The sequence below is a fragment of the Mesobacillus selenatarsenatis SF-1 genome (assembly GCF_000813125.1).
GTDB classification, from domain to species: Bacteria; Bacillota; Bacilli; order Bacillales; family Cytobacillaceae; genus Mesobacillus; species Mesobacillus selenatarsenatis.
This window is the reverse complement of sequence record NZ_BASE01000042.1, coordinates 1-19230: the sequence shown is the minus strand read 5'-3', so window position 1 is coordinate 19230 and position 19230 is coordinate 1. Positions and strand designations below refer to the sequence as shown.

The 19230-nt window shown below is 42.0% G+C and carries 21 protein-coding genes; 19 read left to right on the top strand and 2 right to left on the bottom strand.

The genetic code is table 11. The annotated features are described in order from the left end of the window. Positions 1–185: 185 nt before the first annotated feature. The 6 genes from TY49_RS09355 (at position 186) to TY49_RS09330 (ending at position 5831) form a co-directional block, all read left to right on the top strand. A complete protein-coding gene (locus TY49_RS09355) occupies positions 186–803 on the top strand; it encodes a stage V sporulation protein AA (RefSeq protein WP_041965650.1) in 618 nt (205 codons plus the stop codon). Then, positions 793–1215 (top strand): stage V sporulation protein AB, encoded by a 423-nt coding sequence (locus TY49_RS09350; protein ID WP_041965649.1) that lies wholly within the window; start codon positions 793–795, stop codon positions 1213–1215. The genes TY49_RS09355 and TY49_RS09350 overlap by 11 nt, the downstream gene beginning before the upstream one ends. 80 nt (positions 1216–1295) lie before the next feature. Continuing rightward, positions 1296–1874, top strand: a complete 579-nt coding sequence (gene spoVAEA, locus TY49_RS09345; RefSeq protein WP_041965648.1) for a stage V sporulation protein SpoVABEA — start codon at positions 1296–1298, stop codon at positions 1872–1874. Further along, positions 1858–3336, top strand: coding sequence for a spore germination protein (locus TY49_RS09340; protein WP_041965647.1), 1479 nt, complete (start codon positions 1858–1860; stop codon positions 3334–3336). The genes spoVAEA and TY49_RS09340 overlap by 17 nt, the downstream gene beginning before the upstream one ends. A gap of 224 nt (positions 3337–3560) precedes the next feature. Continuing rightward, on the top strand, positions 3561–4880 hold the full coding sequence (lysA, locus tag TY49_RS09335) for a diaminopimelate decarboxylase (RefSeq protein WP_041965646.1): 1320 nt from the start codon (positions 3561–3563) through the stop codon (positions 4878–4880). Positions 4881–5453: 573 nt separating this feature from the next. After that, positions 5454–5831, top strand: a complete 378-nt coding sequence (locus TY49_RS09330) for a GNAT family N-acetyltransferase (RefSeq protein WP_041965645.1) — start codon at positions 5454–5456, stop codon at positions 5829–5831. 14 nt (positions 5832–5845) lie between these two features. On the opposite strand, the gene TY49_RS09325 is transcribed toward TY49_RS09330, so the two are convergent. Together TY49_RS09325 and TY49_RS09320 are read right to left on the bottom strand one after the other, a co-directional pair. Continuing rightward, on the bottom strand, positions 5846–6376 hold the full coding sequence (locus TY49_RS09325) for a DUF309 domain-containing protein (protein ID WP_041965644.1): 531 nt from the start codon (positions 6374–6376) through the stop codon (positions 5846–5848). Between the two features lie 142 nt (positions 6377–6518). After that, on the bottom strand, positions 6519–6614 hold the full coding sequence (locus TY49_RS09320; protein ID WP_023627472.1) for a YjcZ family sporulation protein: 96 nt from the start codon (positions 6612–6614) through the stop codon (positions 6519–6521). A gap of 202 nt (positions 6615–6816) precedes the next feature. On the opposite strand from TY49_RS09320, the gene TY49_RS09315 reads away from it, so the two are divergent. The 13 genes from TY49_RS09315 (at position 6817) to TY49_RS09255 (ending at position 19070) form a co-directional block, all read left to right on the top strand. Then, positions 6817–7560 (top strand): segregation/condensation protein A, encoded by a 744-nt coding sequence (locus TY49_RS09315; protein WP_041965643.1) that lies wholly within the window; start codon positions 6817–6819, stop codon positions 7558–7560. Positions 7561–7564: 4 nt separating this feature from the next. Continuing rightward, positions 7565–8158 (top strand): SMC-Scp complex subunit ScpB, encoded by a 594-nt coding sequence (gene scpB / locus TY49_RS09310; RefSeq protein WP_041965642.1) that lies wholly within the window; start codon positions 7565–7567, stop codon positions 8156–8158. Positions 8159–8308: 150 nt separating this feature from the next. Beyond that, on the top strand, positions 8309–8728 hold the full coding sequence (locus tag TY49_RS09305) for a hypothetical protein (RefSeq protein WP_041965641.1): 420 nt from the start codon (positions 8309–8311) through the stop codon (positions 8726–8728). Positions 8729–8894: 166 nt separating this feature from the next. Then, complete coding sequence (locus tag TY49_RS09300; protein WP_023627476.1) at positions 8895–9383, top strand: YpuI family protein; 489 nt, start codon at positions 8895–8897, stop codon at positions 9381–9383. A gap of 241 nt (positions 9384–9624) precedes the next feature. Next, complete coding sequence (locus TY49_RS09295) at positions 9625–10761, top strand: D-alanyl-D-alanine carboxypeptidase family protein (protein WP_041965640.1); 1137 nt, start codon at positions 9625–9627, stop codon at positions 10759–10761. Beyond that, complete coding sequence (locus TY49_RS09290; protein WP_041965639.1) at positions 10754–11341, top strand: nucleoside recognition domain-containing protein; 588 nt, start codon at positions 10754–10756, stop codon at positions 11339–11341. The genes TY49_RS09295 and TY49_RS09290 overlap by 8 nt, the downstream gene beginning before the upstream one ends. A 5-nt stretch (positions 11342–11346) precedes the next feature. Beyond that, on the top strand, positions 11347–11874 hold the full coding sequence (locus TY49_RS09285) for a spore maturation protein (protein WP_041965638.1): 528 nt from the start codon (positions 11347–11349) through the stop codon (positions 11872–11874). A gap of 414 nt (positions 11875–12288) precedes the next feature. Continuing rightward, positions 12289–13014, top strand: coding sequence for a 23S rRNA pseudouridine(2605) synthase RluB (rluB, locus tag TY49_RS09280; RefSeq protein ID WP_041965637.1), 726 nt, complete (start codon positions 12289–12291; stop codon positions 13012–13014). Positions 13015–13079: 65 nt separating this feature from the next. Beyond that, positions 13080–13601 (top strand): thiol-disulfide oxidoreductase ResA, encoded by a 522-nt coding sequence (gene resA, locus TY49_RS09275; protein WP_041965636.1) that lies wholly within the window; start codon positions 13080–13082, stop codon positions 13599–13601. 30 nt (positions 13602–13631) lie between these two features. Next, the gene (gene resB / locus TY49_RS09270; protein WP_041965635.1) at positions 13632–15257 is read left to right on the top strand and encodes a cytochrome c biogenesis protein ResB; all 1626 of its coding nucleotides are present in this window, start codon (positions 13632–13634) and stop codon (positions 15255–15257) included. A gap of 12 nt (positions 15258–15269) precedes the next feature. Further along, on the top strand, positions 15270–16457 hold the full coding sequence (gene ccsB / locus TY49_RS09265; RefSeq protein WP_041965634.1) for a c-type cytochrome biogenesis protein CcsB: 1188 nt from the start codon (positions 15270–15272) through the stop codon (positions 16455–16457). Between the two features lie 112 nt (positions 16458–16569). Continuing rightward, a complete protein-coding gene (locus TY49_RS09260) occupies positions 16570–17286 on the top strand; it encodes a response regulator transcription factor (RefSeq protein WP_041965633.1) in 717 nt (238 codons plus the stop codon). Beyond that, the gene (locus TY49_RS09255) at positions 17283–19070 is read left to right on the top strand and encodes an ATP-binding protein (RefSeq protein WP_041965632.1); all 1788 of its coding nucleotides are present in this window, start codon (positions 17283–17285) and stop codon (positions 19068–19070) included. Before TY49_RS09260 ends, TY49_RS09255 begins: the two co-directional genes overlap by 4 nt. Positions 19071–19230 lie beyond the last annotated feature (160 nt).

Sequence of the window (19230 nt, the reverse complement as noted above, 5' to 3'; positions counted from 1 at the left end):
CCTTAAAAACCTAAGATTCCAGAAAAGAGGTCACCAATAACTTAGAGGCCTCTAAATATAAGGATTATGAAAAAATGAAGTCTTAAATGTGGCTTGCAACCTTAACCAATTATTGGACTTCATGAAATAACAGTATGAATACATACTAAATATACGAGGAAAACAATGTGTTGGAAGTGAATCTGATGGAAAAAACAATTTATATTCGCATGCGAAACCGTGTCCAGGTCAAGCCTGAGGAATCACTTTTGTTAAAGGATTTAGCGCAGATCATTGCCAGTGAGGGAATTTATAAAGAATTGGCAACGCTTCAAATACTGAAAGTCACGCCGAAGGACCATATTCACATTATCGATGTCATGAAGGTCATTCGTTTCATTGCTGGGATTTATCCTGATCATGAAATCCAAACTGTTGGGCCTCCTCAAACGATAATCGAGGTGATTTACAAGAAAAAAGGGATGTCAATTCCTTTCTTTTTCCTTGTATGGTTCCTGCTATTTTTCGGTGCAGCGTTGACCATTATGAACTTCCATGAAGATGTCAGCATGCAGTCGGTACATCAGCGGCTTTATTTTATCATGACAGGAAAGGAAGTCGCGAAGCCGCTGTTATTCCAGATTCCCTACTCGATCGGCATTGGTCTGGGTATGATCCTGTTTTTTAACCATGTTTTCAAAAAGAGGCTAAATGAAGAGCCGAGCCCGCTTGAAGTAGAAATGTTCAACTATCAGCAAGCTCTTGACCAATATGTCATTCTTCATGAAAACAAGGAAAGCGTGAAGCATATTAATGACGATTAGTGTTTTGTTAATTGTTCTAATCGGGCTGGCAAGCGGGCTTGCAGTAGGATCTGGTTTTGTTGCTTTCTTATCCGTTCTCGGAGTGATTCCCAGACTTACACAGCTGACGAAGACAATGAAGCTGATTTCTTGGTATGAGTGGGCAGTAGTATTCGGGGCTCTGCTTGGAACTGCAGGAAGCCTGAGAGACCCTGTGATGGACTTCTCTCCTTATGTGACAATTCCGCTCGGATTGGCGGGTGGCATATTTGTGGGTATGCTGGCTGCAGCGTTGACAGAGGTATTGAATGTACTTCCGATCCTCGCTAAAAGAGTCAGGGTGGATGACAAACTTGAGAATTTGCTAATGGCGATAGTGCTGGGAAAAGTATTCGGATCATTATTTCATTGGATTTACTTTGTAGGACGTTAAAAGCTTTTGAGAGTGCTTCAAAAATTCCAGCAACCAACTTAGTTTAGTAAAGATATGAGCTGCAGAAAGGACGGCAAAAAATGGCCGAGAAAAGAAAGGTAATCTTAATTACAGATGGTGATGATTACGCCCGGCGTGCGGTTGAGAGTGTGGCGGCAGATGTTGGCGGGCGGTGCATCTCTCTTTCACATGGAAATCCTTCTGTCCTTTCTGGGCCACAGCTTGTTAAATTGATCAAGAAAGCAGCCAAGGACCCAGTTTTGGTCATGTTTGATGATAGTGGTTTTCTTGGAGAAGGAGCAGGAGAGAAAGCCCTGAAATACGTAGCTGAACATGCTGACATTGAGGTAATAGGTGCGATTGCCGTAGCGTCGAAAACGCATATGGCGGAATGGAGCCGAGTGGATTTTTGTATAGACCGGGATGGTGAACTCACACCATATGGTGTTGATAAACATGGGGTGCCAGAACTTGAGATGGGGAGGATTAATGGAGATACGGTGTACTGTTTGGATACGCTTGATGTCCCCTTAATAATCGGAATCGGTGATATCGGTAAAATGGCAAGGCGTGACCACTATAAATTAGGTTCACCAATCACGAAGAAAGCAGTGGAAATCATCCTTGAAAGGAGCGGATTCTATGCCAGAGAAGAATGACAAGCTGCCAATCCCGCGATCATTGGACGAAGCTGAAAAGTATATGAAAGAACACGTTGGCCTTGAAGCCAGTTTTGACCTTGGGGTCAGGAAGCTGAAAATCCTGAAGAAAAATGTCCATTTTTATTATGTGAATGGGTTGTGCGATACAAGCTTCATCGTACATATCGTCGAAGAACTAGTGGATATAAATGATAACGAAAAACTTTCAACCCATCTGCAGGAGATTGTTGAGAATAGGATTACCCACCAATCCGTCGAGAAGATCAAAACGATGGATGAACTTGTCGACCAGGTTCTTTCTGGACTTATTGTCATATTGGTTGAAGGTGAATCAATCGGGCTGGTAGTCGATGTAAGAAGTTATCCCGGAAGACAACCCCAGGAGCCTGATACCGAAAAGGTTGTGCGCGGATCTCGTGATGGCTTTGTAGAAAATATCATTGTCAATACAGCGTTAACTAGAAGGCGGATCAGGGATGAAAACCTGCGGTTCGAAATGATGAAGGTAGGTGAAAGGTCAAAATCAGATGTGGCAATTGCATATATAAAAGATATTGCGAATCCGGGCTTGATTGATGTCATCAAAAAGGAACTCAATGCAATCAAAATAGATGGTATTACGATGGCAGATAAGACAATTGAGGAATTCCTTGTAAAACAGGGATATAATCCTTACCCGCTCGTAAGGTATACAGAGCGGGCAGATGTCGCCGCGACCCATCTGCTTGAAGGACACGTCCTAATATATGTTGATACATCTCCGAGCGTGATCATTACGCCAACGACCTATTTCCACCACCTTCAGCATGCAGAAGAGTACAGACAATCACCTGGTGTCGGTACAATGGTTCGGTGGGTGCGATTCCTTGGGGTCCTTGCATCACTATTACTTTTGCCATTATGGTACTTATTTGTGCAGAATCCAGACCTGCTGCCTGATAAAATTTCATTCATCGGGCCAAATGAAGATTCCAACATTCCGATTTTCCTGCAAATTATCCTTGCAGACGGGGGCATTGAGTTCCTGAGAATGGCGGCCATCCATACGCCAACGCCACTTTCAACAGCCATGGGTTTAATCGCTGCAGTCCTGATAGGACAAATCGCAATCGATGTGGGGATGTTTGTGCCTGAAGTCATCCTTTATGTGGCAGTGGCGGCAATCGGAACATATGCGACACCAAGTTATGAACTTAGTATAGCAAACAAAATAGGAAGGGTATTCCTGTTGATTTCGACTGCTATATTCCATGTTCCGGGATTTGTAGCAGGAACCACAGTTTGGCTGCTGTTGCTTGCTAGTATTAAATCTTTGAACACTCCTTACCTCTGGCCATTCATTCCTTTTCATCCTGTCGCATTTATGCAGATTTTGATCAGGAGAGCTGTGCCAGGATCGAAAATCCGGCCAAGCATCGTTCATGCAAGGAACCGCTACAAGCAGCCATCAAAGTCCTGACCATGTTACAATTGCGCGTTCCCTCAAATTATGATAAAGTGTTTTTAATTTACTAAAGACTTAAAGCGAAAAATAAATAGACAGTTCATCAAGTGAACTGTCTATTTATTTATTATTAACGGCTAAGTGTCCTGGTGCTTAGCAGGTAAAAGTTTATGCTGAAATAACAGAACAATAAGAAAACAAGCTTAAATCAAATGATAGGCAAGGGATGAGGGGACAACATGGAATTTCATGGAACTGCAAAGGTTAACCGACTAGGGCATTTGGAAATTGGCGGTGTCGATACAATCGAATTAGCTGAAAAATATGGAACCCCGCTGTATGTTTATGACGTTGCCTTGATCAGGGAACGAGCAAGAGCGTTTAAAAGAACTTTCGATAATGCCGGGATTACCGCTCAAGTAGCGTATGCGAGTAAAGCTTTTTCAACCGTTGCGATGGTGCAATTGGCTGCCGAGGAAAATCTTTCGCTTGATGTCGTTTCTGGCGGAGAGCTTTATACGGCGCTAGCTGCTGGCTTCCCTACAGAAAGAATCCATTTTCACGGCAACAATAAAAGCCGGGAAGAACTAGTAATGGCTATTGAGAACAATGTCGGCTGTATCGTAGTCGATAACTTTTATGAACTCGATATGCTGAAGGATATCTGCAAAGAGAAGAATACGGTAATCAAGGTTTTATTACGAGTTACACCAGGTATTGAAGCACATACACATGATTATATTTTAACAGGCCAGGAAGATTCGAAGTTTGGATTTGATTTACAGAATGGACAGGCTGATGAGGCTATGAAACTTTGCCTTGATGACAAGAATATCGATGTTCTCGGACTGCATTGCCATATAGGTTCACAGATTTTCGAAACAACAGGATTCATCCTCGCTGCACAGAAAATTTTTGAAAAACTGCATCAATGGAAAAAGGATCTGTCTTTCGACTCCACAGTCCTCAATCTTGGCGGCGGTTTTGGGATTCGCTATACAGACGAAGATGACCCTATTCCAGCAGCACAATATGTAGAAGAGATTATTGCTGAGGTCAAAAAGCAAGCTTCTCACTATTCGATGAATATGCCTGAAATCTGGATCGAGCCAGGACGTTCCCTTGTTGGGGATGCCGGAACCACCCTTTACCGCATCGGTTCGAGAAAGGATGTTCCGAATATCCGCCAGTATGTAGCTGTCGATGGCGGAATGAGCGATAATATTCGCCCGGCATTGTACCAGGCTAAATACGAAGCAATCCTTGCAAACAGAGTAATGGACAAACCTGAAGAGACCGTATCGATTGCCGGAAAGTGTTGTGAATCGGGGGATATGCTAATCTGGGACCTTCCGCTGCCAAGGTCTGGTGATCAGGATCTTTTGGCTGTTTTTTGTACAGGTGCCTACGGTTATTCAATGGCCAATAACTATAATCGCCTTCCAAGGCCTGCAGTCGTTTTCCTGGAGAATTCCAAGGACACACTGGTGGTCCGACGTGAAACATTTGAAGACATGGTGAAATTGGATCTTCCTTTTAAAGAAAAGGTGAAAAATTAAAGCTGCTCTCCCGCAGCTTTTTTTATAGTGTCCGAGGGCAAATTTTTCACTGTTCGAGAAATGTCCAGCTCCAGCGCCTACCCCCTCGAGTCGCTTCAGTCCGTCCAATGAAGTCAAAGAACGACTTCACCGGCCGGCCCTCCAGCGCTTGTCGGGGCTGACCAAGGCGCGTGCGCTTTTCTTTATAAAATTGGCTAAATACCCAGTCTTATTGTAGAATTACAGATTGGGAGGGATTCCGGTTTGAAAAAGAACAACTGGCTGTTATTTGTGTTATTATTATTGATGTCTGTTGGATGGGGAGCCTACTACTGGTTTTTTATCGTACCAGGACAATAGCCCGCAGAAAAAGATTTGAAGAATCCGTACAGATTATGTATGATATTATCAATTCAATTAAAATGAAGAACCATAAATGACGGAAAAACATATATTATCAAAATAATGTTTTAACATTTGATTTTTTTGTCGCTTTCTATTTCCGGGAAGCTAAGGTTTAAGTTAGATGAAAAATGGAAAAAATGGTTTTGTTATCATTCCATTATTACTGTCAAACCACAATGAGGGATATCTATGTTAATTCGATATAAAAAGGCATTTGAAAAGATTGCGATGGGATTGCTATCTTTTATGCCAAATGAGAAGGATCTGAAAAAACTTCAGCAAACGATGAGGAATTATGAAACAGATGATTCCTGGCAGCTGTTTTTATGGAAGGAAGGTGAAGATATCATCGGGCTACTGGGTGTTAACTTCACTGAAGACAAAATGATGCAGCTTCTTCACATCTCAGTGAATCCATCACACCGCCATCAGGGTATTGGAAGGCGTATGGTCAATTCCCTGCAGGAGATGTTTCCTGAATGGACAGCAGTTGCAAATGCTGAGACGGCTTCCTTTTTTGAAAAGTGCAGCGAGGAAGACAATAGCGTAGAAGGCAGTGGATGTTAAATCCAACTGCCTTTTTATTTTTCCCTGCTTTTCCTTTCCTCAAGGGCCATCCGCCGGTCTGAAATGACATCGCTTCGATCCCTTGTTGAGTGCCGATGGACCAAGTCAGGATTTTGCAGATTACTGCTTGTTCCCCATGTAAAACCATTATGTTTGCACTCATCATAGCAAAGTCTTTTAAGCTCGGTGTCGCATAGAGGCAAATTAAAGCTGGTGTATGGAACGTTGTTAAGCAAGTTGTGCTTTCTTTTAGACAGTGTTTCTGTCAAAAGCTCAGGGTCGATTCCTAACCGGGCAGTTGCTTCTTTTGTATCTGAAAAGATTTCCGCTGCTTTTGTTAAGGTCCTTATTGCTCCGGGGAAATTATTGCGGCGATGGTGGTAATTTGACACCGCCAAAAGGATTAATGCTACCCAGATAGATTTTTTATTGCCAGCGTCTGTTGCTTTCCAATATTCTTCCAAAATCTCGTGGCATTCAAAATAGTCCCTGTCTCCATGGAAATGAACGAGGTATTGTATATAGGATGTTGGATATTTTGTCATGTAATAACCCCCAATCAAGTACCACTAGCTTAGCATAAATTCAATAAAATGATGAAACAAGAAGAGGATATGCGAAACAGCAAACCTAAAAACGCCCGGCTGGTGCCGGGCATTCAGTCATTGCTTGTTAAATTGCCATACCTTATAACCAGGCTGCACCAACGATGATGAGCAAAATGAAAAGCACGACGATTAAAGCAAATCCCGCTCCGTGTCCATAACCTTTTTTATCTGACATTTAACATTACCTCCTATTAGTGAAATAGCCTAATATACAATTTCAGCATATGCAGGAACGAAGAGAAGGGTTTGGGCGCAAGCTTGTATTTTTAAGGAAGAACTAGATATTTGTACTTATAAATTAGTAATGGATAACATGAAGTTTATCTACTATACTTATATAATGATGCAGTTCATTATAGGAATTTTGGTGGGAAATAATGCAATATAACGTGAAGATTGAGGCCTTTGAGGGCCCATTGGATTTACTTCTGCACTTGATCAATACTTTGGAGATTGATATTTATGATATACCGGTTGCAGAAATAACTGAACAATATTTAATGTATATCCATGCGATGAAGGAATTACAGCTCGATGTCGCAAGTGAATATCTCGTTATGGCAGCGACGCTGTTAGCAATCAAAAGCAAGATGCTCCTTCCTAAGCATGAAGAAGAACTGGAAGATGACTTTGAGTTTGATCATGAAGAGGATCCGCGAAATGAACTCGTGGAAAGGTTGATTGAATATAAGAAATTCAAAGAGGCAGCCAGTGACCTGAAATCCCTGGAGGAGGAACGGGGATTGATGTATACCAAACCTCCAAGTGACCTCACGGAGTATGCCGATGAAATTAAAGGTGACAATACTAATCTTGATATATCTTTGTATGACATGCTTGGTGCATTTCAAAAGCTTTTAAGAAGAAAAAAGTTGCAAAGGCCAATATCGACCAAAATCGCCCGTCAAGAAATTTCCATAGAAAAAAGGATGGACGAAGTCTTAAGCTTCCTGAAAAAAAGCGGCACAAGGAAAAAATTCTATGACTTGTTTCCAGAATCTGACCGTGAGCATATTGTCGTTACTTTCCTGGCAATTCTTGAGCTTATCAAACGGAAAGAAATTGACGTCGAACAGGAACAAAACTTTGCTGAAATATATATGACAGCCAGAAAGGAGTAAGAGAGTGGGAATAGTGAAGTGGAAAGGGATATTGGAGAGCCTTCTTTTCGCAGCTGGTGATGAAGGGTTGAGCCTGAAGCAGATTACCTCTGTGCTTGAAGTTGATGAAATTCAGGCAAATGAAATTGTTACTGAACTTCAGCAGGATTATGAAAGTGACGAAAACCGCGGTATAAAAATCGTCCAACTGGCAGGAGTATACCAGCTGGCTACAAAAAAAGAGCATGCTGATTACTTAAAGAAGCTTGTCGAATCACCAGGAACCGCGCATCTGTCGCAAGCAGCACTTGAGACTTTGGCGATTGTAGCTTATAAGCAGCCAATTACAAGAGCAGAGGTCGAAGAAATCCGTGGAGTGAAAACGGAAAGGCCTCTCCATACGCTGTCTTCCAGGGCTTTGATTAAAGAAGTTGGAAGAGCAGAAGGGACGGGCCGGGCCATTTTATATGGAACGACAAAAGAATTTCTTGATTATTTTGGCTTGAAAAATATCAACGAACTGCCTCCTTTACCGGATCATATTGAGGATGACGAATTGCATGATGATGCGGATCTTTTCTTTGAGAAATTTCAGGAAACAATGGAAACAGATCAATAGCTTTTGTGCACAAAGTTTGGAATTTATGATAAAATCAAAATAATTATTTGGGAAATGCTTTAATTTGGATGCCGAACTCCTGGCTTCCTCTGGAAAAGCATTTCTTTGTACATAATGATTTAAGAATGAATGTCCAACGGGAGGAATACCATGCTTATAAAGCAATGTATTGGTTATGAACTTGAAAAAGAAAAATCAAACACCTCGGAGGATTTTTTCAACCGAAGCGAAGTGACTTTTGTGGAAGATGGCAAGGAGAAGACCCTGCATGTCCTTTATGTAAGGTATTTTGATGAGTTGGCTGGAAGTATCACTCCATTTGAACAGGATCCAATCTTCAAGGCTGGAACGAAGGATGTTTATATGAGAGATTTAGTAGCACTTGCTGCATTATTGAAAAATCCAGGATATCGCCATCGTAAAAGGGTATATATAAATGAACAGAGAGAGTTCGCGGATATTTTCAAGGGACTGGATTATAGCAAGATTCCTGGAGTACTTGAAGGTATCGAGCAAAAAGGCAGCTTTGAAGTGCGCTCTCCCTTGGATTATATTGTCCAGCCGGTATAGAGCAAGGCTCATTTCGTGAACTTTGTTGCCTTTTCCTTCAGCTTCATTGGATTATTGGTGGCGGGAAATTACCCACAAGAGAACCAATTCCAGGATAGAATCGTAAGCCATGGGAAAGCAACAACGATCGAAAAAGTTATGGTAAAAATCCATTGGGGGTGTCAATTTGGGGAATACAATAGTTAAAACACAAATCGAGGAAGTAAGGGAATTTCTTGCAGACACAGTAGTTAAGCTGGAGAACTACCTGAATGAAACAACTCTTGAAGTGCTAAAACAAGGGCAGCAGGCAGACGAAGAATACTATAAAACGATTCTTTCAAGCCTCCGCAAGCTGGCTGTTTACTGTGAGGAAGGATTTGATGCCTGCAAGGTGATCCTTCAGGCAGAGGTATTTTCAAAACCAGCAGCTGAAAAAACATTATACCGAATCTACTATCAATGCATTGAAGAATTCTTCTCTCCTAAAAGTGATGCATGGTATGAAGACAGCAGGGCTGCTTATACAGGAAAGAATGCCATCAAGTTCAGACAACCAGTGTCAACTGGAGTAAACGAACTGATGGTCAGCCTCGAAAGCGGGTTTCAAAGAATCCGGGAAGAGCTGGAATATTACGAGACAGATTACCGTACAAAAATGCTCCAATCAAGATAACGTAAACTAGGGAACAGCTATTTACAGCTGTTCCTTTTTTCATTTTATTAGGAAGGAAGTTATAAAATAATTTCAATGTGGATACCTATGTCGGGGCTGAACGAGGCGCTTGCACTTTTTGTTTGTTTGTAACTTAAGACCTCTGTAAGTCCATCCTTGGCAGCATTCACGTTTTTGTGTCATAACACTCCTTGTCCTGCATAAACTTGTACAAACTGCCAAAGGAGACGAGGGTCTGTCAATGAAAAGGAATTGGATGAAATTATTGTTAATCGCCACTCTGTTGATATACTGCATTCCTCAAACAGCGCAGGCTTCTGTTTCGGTAAGTGCCAGAAGCGCTGTTTTGATAGAACAGGAATCTGGCAGGGTGTTATTTGAAAAAGATGCTCACAGAGTAAGCAGGATTGCCAGTATTACTAAAATCATGACGGCCATCCTTGCGATAGAATCTGGAAAATTGGATGAAAAAGTGAAAGTGAGCGAGAAAGCTGTACGAGCTGAAGGATCTTCAATTTACTTGAAGCCCGGAGAAAAGATCAGGCTCGAAGATCTGGTGTATGGATTAATGCTGAGGTCGGGTAATGATGCTGCTGTCGCGATCGCGGAACATGTAGGCGGCAGTCTGGATGGATTTGCTTACTTAATGAACGAAAAAGCGCAGCAAATCGGCATGGAAAATACTCATTTTGCAAATCCGCACGGGTTGGATGACCACGAAGATCACGTGTCCACAGCGTATGACATGGCAATTCTGACACGCTATGCAATGAAAAATGAGATTTACAAAGAAATTTCCGGTACAAAAATACACAGGGCTCCTAATCCAACAGAAACATGGGACAGGGTATGGAAAAATAAAAACAGGCTCCTGACAGAGAAGTATAAGTATAGCACTGGTGGAAAAACCGGTTATACAAAGCGGGCGAAGAGAACTTTAGTCTCCACAGCAAAAAAGGACGATTTTGAGTTGATCGCAGTTACACTTAATGCACCTGATGATTGGAATGACCATATCCAGATGTTTGAAACAGCATTTTCAAATTTTGATGTCACAGAGATTCTTTCCAAAGGTAAAGTGAAAGGGATAAAGGATTCGCATTATAAGAATAAAGTTTACCTGGACCATTCATTTGTTTACCCGCTAACTTCAGAAGAAGAAGACATGGTCAAAGTAGAATATAGATTGAAAAAGGCTGCACCAAACGAGGAGGATATGCGAAATTCGATTGCAGGTCGGGCAAATGTCTATTTGGATGATAAACAGATTGCAAGTTTGCCTGTTTATTACAAAGTGGAAGCAAAAGAGAAAAAGTCCTTCTTCAATCTTTTTAAGAATATTTTCACCTCAATAGCAGGGATCAAGGATCATGGTTAATTATATCTGGGTGGTTATGATCTTAATTGGCCTTGGCTTTGCAATGGTGAATGGCACAATGGCTGAGGTGAACGAAGCAGTTTTTAGCGGTGCAAAGGAAGCTATCACCCTGAGTATCGGTCTAATTAGCATCCTTGTATTTTGGCTTGGCATGATGAGGATCGCGGAGGATTCTGGCCTGTTATCAAAGCTTTCAACATTGTTTAAACCGTTAATTTCAAAGTTGTTCCCTGAAGTACCTTCCAATCATCCGGCAATGGGCTATATACTGTCAAACATGATTGCCAACATGTTCGGCCTTGGGAACGCCGCTACACCTCTTGGGATCAAAGCAATGGAAGAACTGAAAGAGCTGAATGGTGGGAAGAACGAAGCGAGCCGATCGATGATCACTTTCCTTGCGATCAATACAGCGAGCATCACCCTCATTCCAACGACGGTTATCGCGATAAGGATGAATTATGACTCAGCCAATCCAACAGATATCGTTGGACCAACTCTTGTTGCAACTGCTGTCTCAGCAGTTGCTGCGATATTAATTGACCGTTTCTTTTATTACAGAAGAAGCAAAAAGGGGTAAATCAAATGGAAATTGTATCTGCCATATCACTATGGTTCATCCCTGTCATGATAGCCTTTATCCTGATTTATGGCACCTATAAAAAAGTCCCCACTTATGAAAGTTTTGTAGAAGGCGGTAAGGAAGGTATCAAAATGGCCGTTTCCATCATGCCATTCCTGGTAGGGATGATGGTGGCCATTGCGGTTTTTCGGGCATCAGGTGCACTTGACGTGATGGTGGGCTGGATTCGTCCAAGTTTGGAGATGGTAGGGATTCCTGCTGAAATTGTACCGCTTGCGCTGATCAGGCCAATTTCAGGGACAGCGGCGCTAGGAATTACCAGCGACCTAATTGGGGTACATGGCCCGGACTCTTTTATTGGCACACTCGCTGCCACACTCCAAGGAAGCACCGACACGACGTTTTATGTCCTTACCGTTTATTTCGGCGCAGTCGGCATAAAAAAAATGGGAGACGCACTAAAAGTCGGACTACTTGCAGACGCAGTCGCAATTATAACAGCTATAATTGTTGTTACTTTCATGTTTTAAGAAAAAAGTACAAGAACGTGGTAAGCATTAGCTAGAACGGATACTTGAAAGATCTCAAAGTGAAATCTCATATTTTTTTATAAAGAGAAGGTACCTGCTCTAGGTATCTTCTTTGTTTTTTTTTAAAAAAACTAAAATCAACATACTAAAATAACAGAGCCCAACTTTTGAAAACACATATTTAAAACCGATCAACTCAGTATTCGCAAACTGATCAATTATTAGTATAAAATAATATTACAGTATGTTTACAAAACGAACCTTTGTTAAAGATCAATTAACTTTCACTATTTATTTTTCACTTTTTACACCATTGCTTACTTTGAAAACAGCGAGAGTTATGTCATAATTCATAAGGATGGATTAGATATTAATATTAACCATAGTTAATTGATATTAATTAGGAGTGACCTTATGGAAAGACTGCAAAAAGTTATTGCTCATGCAGGAATAGCATCGAGAAGAAAAGCCGAGGAAATGATCCTCGAAGGAAGAGTCAAGGTAAACGGAAGTGTTGTCAAAGAACTTGGCCGAAAGGTAACCCCATCTGACAGAGTTGAAGTGGATGGAGTCCAGATTGAAGGGGAAGAACCTGTCTATTTCTTGTTCTATAAACCCCGCGGTGTTATTTCAAGTGTACATGATGATAAAGGCCGGAAGGTTGTAACCGACTTTTTCCAAACAATCGAACAAAGGATTTATCCAGTTGGGCGCCTTGATTATGATACATCGGGTCTGCTTTTGCTGACGAACGATGGAGAATTCGCAAACTTGCTCATGCATCCAAGCAATGAAATTGATAAGATGTATGTGGCAAAGGTAAAAGGTATTCCTTCAAAGGAAAAGCTGACTAGCCTGGCTCGAGGCGTCATGCTCGAAGATGGAAAGACAGCGCCGGCAAGGACCAAATTGCTGAGTGTTGATAAAAAGAAGGATACAGCAATTGTCGAAATCACGATTCATGAGGGACGGAATAGACAGGTCAGGAGAATGTTCGATGCAATCGGGCACCCTGTTTTGAAACTAAAAAGAGAAAAATACGGATTCCTGACGCTGAATGGCTTAAGGACTGGGGAAATCAGGGAGCTTACACATCATGAAGTAAAGCAACTTCGTGTTCTAGCGATGAAAAAGTCTTAGGCTTACTAACATGAGTGTAGTTGAAATGTTATAATGAGGGAGAAATACGGTGGGAGGTTTAGGGGATGAAAAAGAAACGTCTAATCACTAGAACGATTATTCTCGCGGTTATGGCCCTGGCTGTTGGCTATACTTTGTACGCTAACATGAATAAGGATAAAAACCAGAAGATTGTGATTGGAAAACCTGCTCCTGATTTTGTCCTTGTTGATATGGAAGGCAACAAACACAGGCTTTCTGAGTATAAAGGGCAAGGAGTTTTCCTTAATTTTTGGGCAACATGGTGCAAGCCATGCGAGCGAGAGATGCCTTATATCGAAAATCAGTACCAGCAGTTCAAGGATCAGGGTGTCCAGGTCCTGGCAATTGACTCCGGTGAATCAGAACTTGCTGTTAATAGGTTTATTGAGCGAAAAGGGATGACTTTTCCGGTCATGATTGACGAGGGACCAGTCCAAGCCGCTTACGGTATTAACCCACTGCCAATCACTTTTTTGATTGACAAAGAAGGTAATGTCGTAAGGAGCCATACCGGGGAATTAGATGAAAAAACAGTCCGTGACTTCATGGAACAGATAAAACCTTAAAAAAAGTAAGGGGAACAGGGAGTTTTTACTATGAACGAAGTAAAATGTGAGTGCGGCCATATAAATCCGCAGGGAACGATCCTATGTGAATCTTGCGGAAGAGTGCTGGAAGACAAAGAGAAAGAGAAGCAGCTAGTTGATATGCGCTATGAAGGAAGCGCGCGCCGTTCACAAACTTATAACAAGACAATTATCGATAAAATCTGGAATTTCTTTTCGTCGGTAAAAGTTGGGGTGTGGCTGATCATCATCCTCTTGGTTGCATCCTCTTTAGGAACGATTTTTCCACAGGAAATGTACATTCCGCCAGTCATGCCCGCATGGGAATATTATGAAGAGCAATACGGCTGGTTAGGAAAACTTTATTATGATCTCGGGTTCCATAACCTTTACAGTTCCTGGTGGTACTTGCTTTTAATTGCTGCGCTTGGGATATCACTCGTTATCGCAAGTCTCGACAGGGTCGTTCCATTATACAGATCTCTGAAAAACCAGCGAGTATCGAGACATGAAAGCTTTTTGAAGCGCCAGAGAATGTTCAGCACTTCAGATGCAGTACTAACAGATGAAGCAGTAGGAAAAATCAAAGAAAATCTAACGAAAAAACGGTATAAGCTACGTGAGGAAAATGGTGATATTCTTGCGGAGAAAAATCGTTTTTCACGTTGGGGCCCATATGTGAACCATCTGGGACTAATCATTTTTTTGATTGGCGGCATGCTCAGGTTCGTACCTGGAATGTATGTCGATGAAATTCTGTGGCTAAGGGAAGGCGAGACAAAAGCAATTCCTGGAACAGAAGGCCGCTATTATCTTGAAAACAATCAATTTATCTTTGAAGTATATGATAAAGATAAAGATGAGGAAGTCTTCCAGGATGCGATTAACAAAGCAGGAACGGTAGTTAAAAACTATCAGACTGACGCTACTTTATATCAAAGACAGGGAGAAATTGTCCCGGGTGAAAAACCTGAGCTTGAAAAGATTCGTGACCAGGCTATCCAGGTAAATAAGCCTCTGAAAATCGATGGTTTTGCCTTGTATCAGGTCGATTATAAGCTTGATGAAATGAGCAAAATGGCTTTTAAACTAGAAAATAAAGAAACAGGGGATCAGTTTGGTGATGTGACTGTAGACTTATATGACCCCGAAATGAAGTACGACCTAGGAAAAGGGTACAAAGTCGAAGTGATGAGCTATTTCCCGGATTTTGAGTTCAATGAAGATGGGGAACCAGCAACGAAGTCACGAATACCCAATAATCCTGCATTTATTTTCAAAATGTTCACTCCTGAGAATACAGAAGGTGAAGTCAGTTTCGTAGCCATCAGGCAGAATCTCGAGCCTTTAGGTGAAAATGATTACAAGATGACGTTCGCAGGGATTGAGACGAAGAATGTAACCGCGCTGACTGTCAGAAAAGATCATACCCTATGGATCATCGGGCTTGGTGGATTAATATTCATGATCGGTGTAATCCAGGGGGCATATTGGAACCATCGACGTGTATGGTTGAGAAGAATAAATAACCAGGTATGGACTGCCGCACATACAAACAAAAACTGGCATGGCTTAAAAAGGGAGCTTGAAGATGTCTTTTCAGATTCAGGAATAGCTGCTCCAGAAGACCAGGTGGCAGAAGAAAAGAAGGAGTAAGGAGGGAATATAATGGTTGAGTTGAGTTCTAACTTTCTGTTTGCAGCATTTATCCTCTATCTAGTCGGTATTTTGTTTTTCGGGGGAGCTATTAAGGATAAAAGGCATGCTGACAAAAAAAACACCCCTAACAAATGGGCGAAAATTGGGCTTGTTGTAACAATTGTGGGTTTCCTTTCGCAGTTGACATTTTTTATTTTAAGATGGATTGCTTCCGGACACGCGCCGGTCAGCAACCTGTTCGAATTCACGACATTCTTCGGTATGTCGTTGGTAGGAGCATTTATCGTCATTTATTTTATGTATAAAACACCATTACTGGGACTGTTCACATTGCCTGTGGCTGCTTTAATCATCGCCTATGGAAGCATGTTCCCAAGAGAAGTAACACCATTGATTCCGGCACTTCAAAGTTACTGGCTTCATATTCACGTCACGACGACAGCGATCGGACAAGCAATCCTGGCGATCAGTTTTGCTGCTGGTCTGATTTATCTCGTTAGAAGTGTTGATCAGACGAAGAAAACCAAAAGTACATTATGGCTTGAAGTTGTCTTGTTTGGCTTGATTAGCACGCTTGGCTTCGTATTTGTTTCAAGTTTCTTCGCAGCAACAGATTATTCAGCGAATTTTAACTATATCAACAAGGATGGCCAGCCTGCTACTGAAGAATATACAATTCCAGCTCTTGTTGGGCCCCATCAGTTTGAGTTGACGGACAAGGATCGTTTTGAACCATTGTTCGAGACACCTGCCATTATCAGTGCAAAGAAATTGAATACTGTTATTTGGTCGCTCGCAGCGGGTATAGTATTATATGTATTATTAAGAGCTATCCTGCGCAAGCGCGTTGCTGCTGCATTGCAACCGTGGACGAAGAATATCAATATGGATCTCGTTGATGAGATTGGCTATCGTTCCGTATTGATCGGCTTCCCGGTCTTCACGCTTGGCGGTCTGATTTTTGCAATGATTTGGGCCCAAATTGCCTGGACACGTTTCTGGGGCTGGGATCCTAAGGAAGTATGGGCATTGATTACCTGGCTTTTCTATGCGGCTTTCCTTCATCTGCGCCTTTCAAAAGGATGGCATGGCGAAAAATCCGCATGGCTCGCGGTCATCGGTTTTATCATTATTATGTTCAACCTGGTAGCAGTTAACCTTGTAATTGCAGGTCTGCATTCTTATGCAGGTTCCTAATTTGTGTCAATTTTATGACTGCCTTCACTGTCTTAAGTGAAGGCCTTTTTTAAAAAATCGTGGCAAGTGGACGCATGTTTATGTAAAATAATCGCAGGGAGGGATATACCTTATGGAAAAAGATGTGAAGATTTTAGTAGTGGACGATGAAGAAAGAATTAGACGATTATTAAAGATGTATCTTGAAAGAGAGAACTATATAATTGATGAAGCAGAAGATGGAAATGAAGCGCTGGCAAAATCGCTTGCCAACGATTATGACGTAATCCTGCTTGATTTGATGATGCCTGGGAAAGATGGAATCGAGGTTTGTCGTGACCTTCGTGAAAAGAAGTCAACACCTGTTATCATGCTAACCGCAAAAGGCGAGGAAGTGAACAGGGTACAAGGCTTCGAGGTAGGTACTGATGATTATATCGTCAAACCGTTCAGCCCTCGTGAAGTTGTCCTGAGAGTCAAAGCAATGCTGCGCCGTTCATCGAGCACAAGCTACTTGCAGACAGAGACGACTGCTAAAGATGTGATTGTTTTCCCTCATTTAACCATTGATAATGATGCCCATAGGGTTTTGGCAGATGGCAAAGAAGTCAGCCTGACGCCTAAGGAATATGAACTGCTTTACTTCCTTGCGAAAGCTCCAGATAAAGTTTTTGACCGTGAGCAATTATTGAAAGAAGTTTGGCACTATGAATTCTTCGGTGATTTACGAACCGTCGATACTCATGTTAAAAGATTGCGCGAGAAGCTGAACAAAGTATCTGAACAGGCTGCGAAAATGATCGTGACAGTCTGGGGGGTTGGCTACAAGTTCGAGGTAGTCAATGAATGATGTTTTGGCGCAGTGTAGTAGGTAAACTTTGGATTACCATACTTTTGCTGGTTTCATTTGTGTTATTCATCTTGACAGTGATGCTGATGGAATTCTTTGAAAATTATCACATTAATGAAACCAGAAAAGGAATGACCAATACTGCAGAAAAAATAGCCAGGGTACTGGAAGATCATCCTGGCCAGGAGGAACAATTAGGTCTTGAGATTGCATGGGAAATGGTTGATGATGACTCCAGAGTGACTGTCATTAAAGATAAGGATACTTATTTTTATTCACCAGGTGGAGAAGCCGCGACACATGTACCGATTTCTTTTTTCATGAACGATCGGGATCTTTCTGCGGTTTTTAGCAAGGACAAAACAGTTGATATCATCACTCCCCTGCCTGGCATTTCAAACGAGGTTGATGATACTCAATATTTGATGATCGGTGTTCCGCTTAACCAGTTTGAGCAAGGGAACGGGGCCGTCTTTATTTATCAGTCGCTTGAAGTGATGGAAGAGACAACCAGGCTGACGACCAAGTTCATCTTGCTTGCAGCGGGAGTGGCAATAGTCCTTACGACAATCTTTGCCTTCTTCCTGTCCACCAGGATCACTGCTCCATTGCGGAAGATGAGGGAGGCAGCCTTTGAAGTCGCCAGAGGCAAGTTTGATACAAAGGTACCAATCCTCACTCATGATGAAATAGGGGAATTAGCAACTGCCTTCAATCAGATGGGCAGACAGCTGAAATTCAATATGAATGCATTGAGTCAGGAAAAAGAACAACTAACAAGCATCCTTAGCAGCATGGCAGATGGAGTTATCACATTCAATCGTGATGGTACTATCCTGATTACGAATCCGCCTGCTGAAGTATTCCTGAGATACTGGTATTATGAGCAGGGTCTGGCTTCCGGGAATACAGATGCCGTCCCTTCTGAAGTCATGGAGTTATTCCAGCTTGCAGTCAATACGGAGAAAGAGCAGGTTGGTGAGATCACCGCCCAGGGAAGAACCTGGGTAATCATTGTCAGCCCGCTGTATAATAAAAGATTCATCCGGGGGGCTGTTGCTGTAGTCCGGGATATGACTGAGGAACGAAAGCTCGACAAAATGAGGGAAGATTTCATCGCCAATGTTTCACACGAATTGAGGACGCCGATTTCGATGATGCAAGGTTATAGTGAAGCAATCGTCGATGACATCGCTCAAACGGATGAAGAAAAGAAGGAAATGGCCAAAGTCATTTACGATGAATCACTGCGAATGGGCCGCCTTGTTAACGAACTTCTTGACTTGGCCCGTATGGAAGCAGGTCATATTCTTCTAAACGTTGAATCTGTCGAAATTAATCCATATGTAAATCGGATTATCCGTAAATTCCATGGTTTAGCGAAGGAAAAGGGAATTGAGTTATCTGTCCAGGTTAATTCAGAGGAAAAGGATTTCCGTTTTGATCCAGACCGCATCGAACAGGTACTTACCAATCTGATAGATAATGCGATTAGGCATGTGCCGGATTCGGCATCCGTTGTGGTCAGCGGAAGAACCGATGAAAAAGGCTTATATTTCGAAGTAAGCGACCAGGGGCCTGGTATCCCTGAGGAAGACTTGCCATTCTTGTTCGAGAGGTTTTATAAAGGCGATAAATCCAGGACTCGCGGTGTATCTGGCACTGGCCTTGGACTAGCAATTGCCAAGAATATTATCGACGCACATCGAGGGAATATTTCGGTAAAAAGCAAACTCGGACAAGGTACGACATTTTCCTTTTTCATCCCTCGAAATATTGAATAACTTGCCGACTATTCTTGATTCACGAGGAACAATTAGAGAGGTTGCACCAAAAGATTTTGGGCAGCCTCTTTTCTATTTGCCTATCTAAATGTTAAGAGACGAAAAAACATGAATTATTGAGGAAATTTTCTTCGTGGGGTTCGTGACGGACAGAAATCTT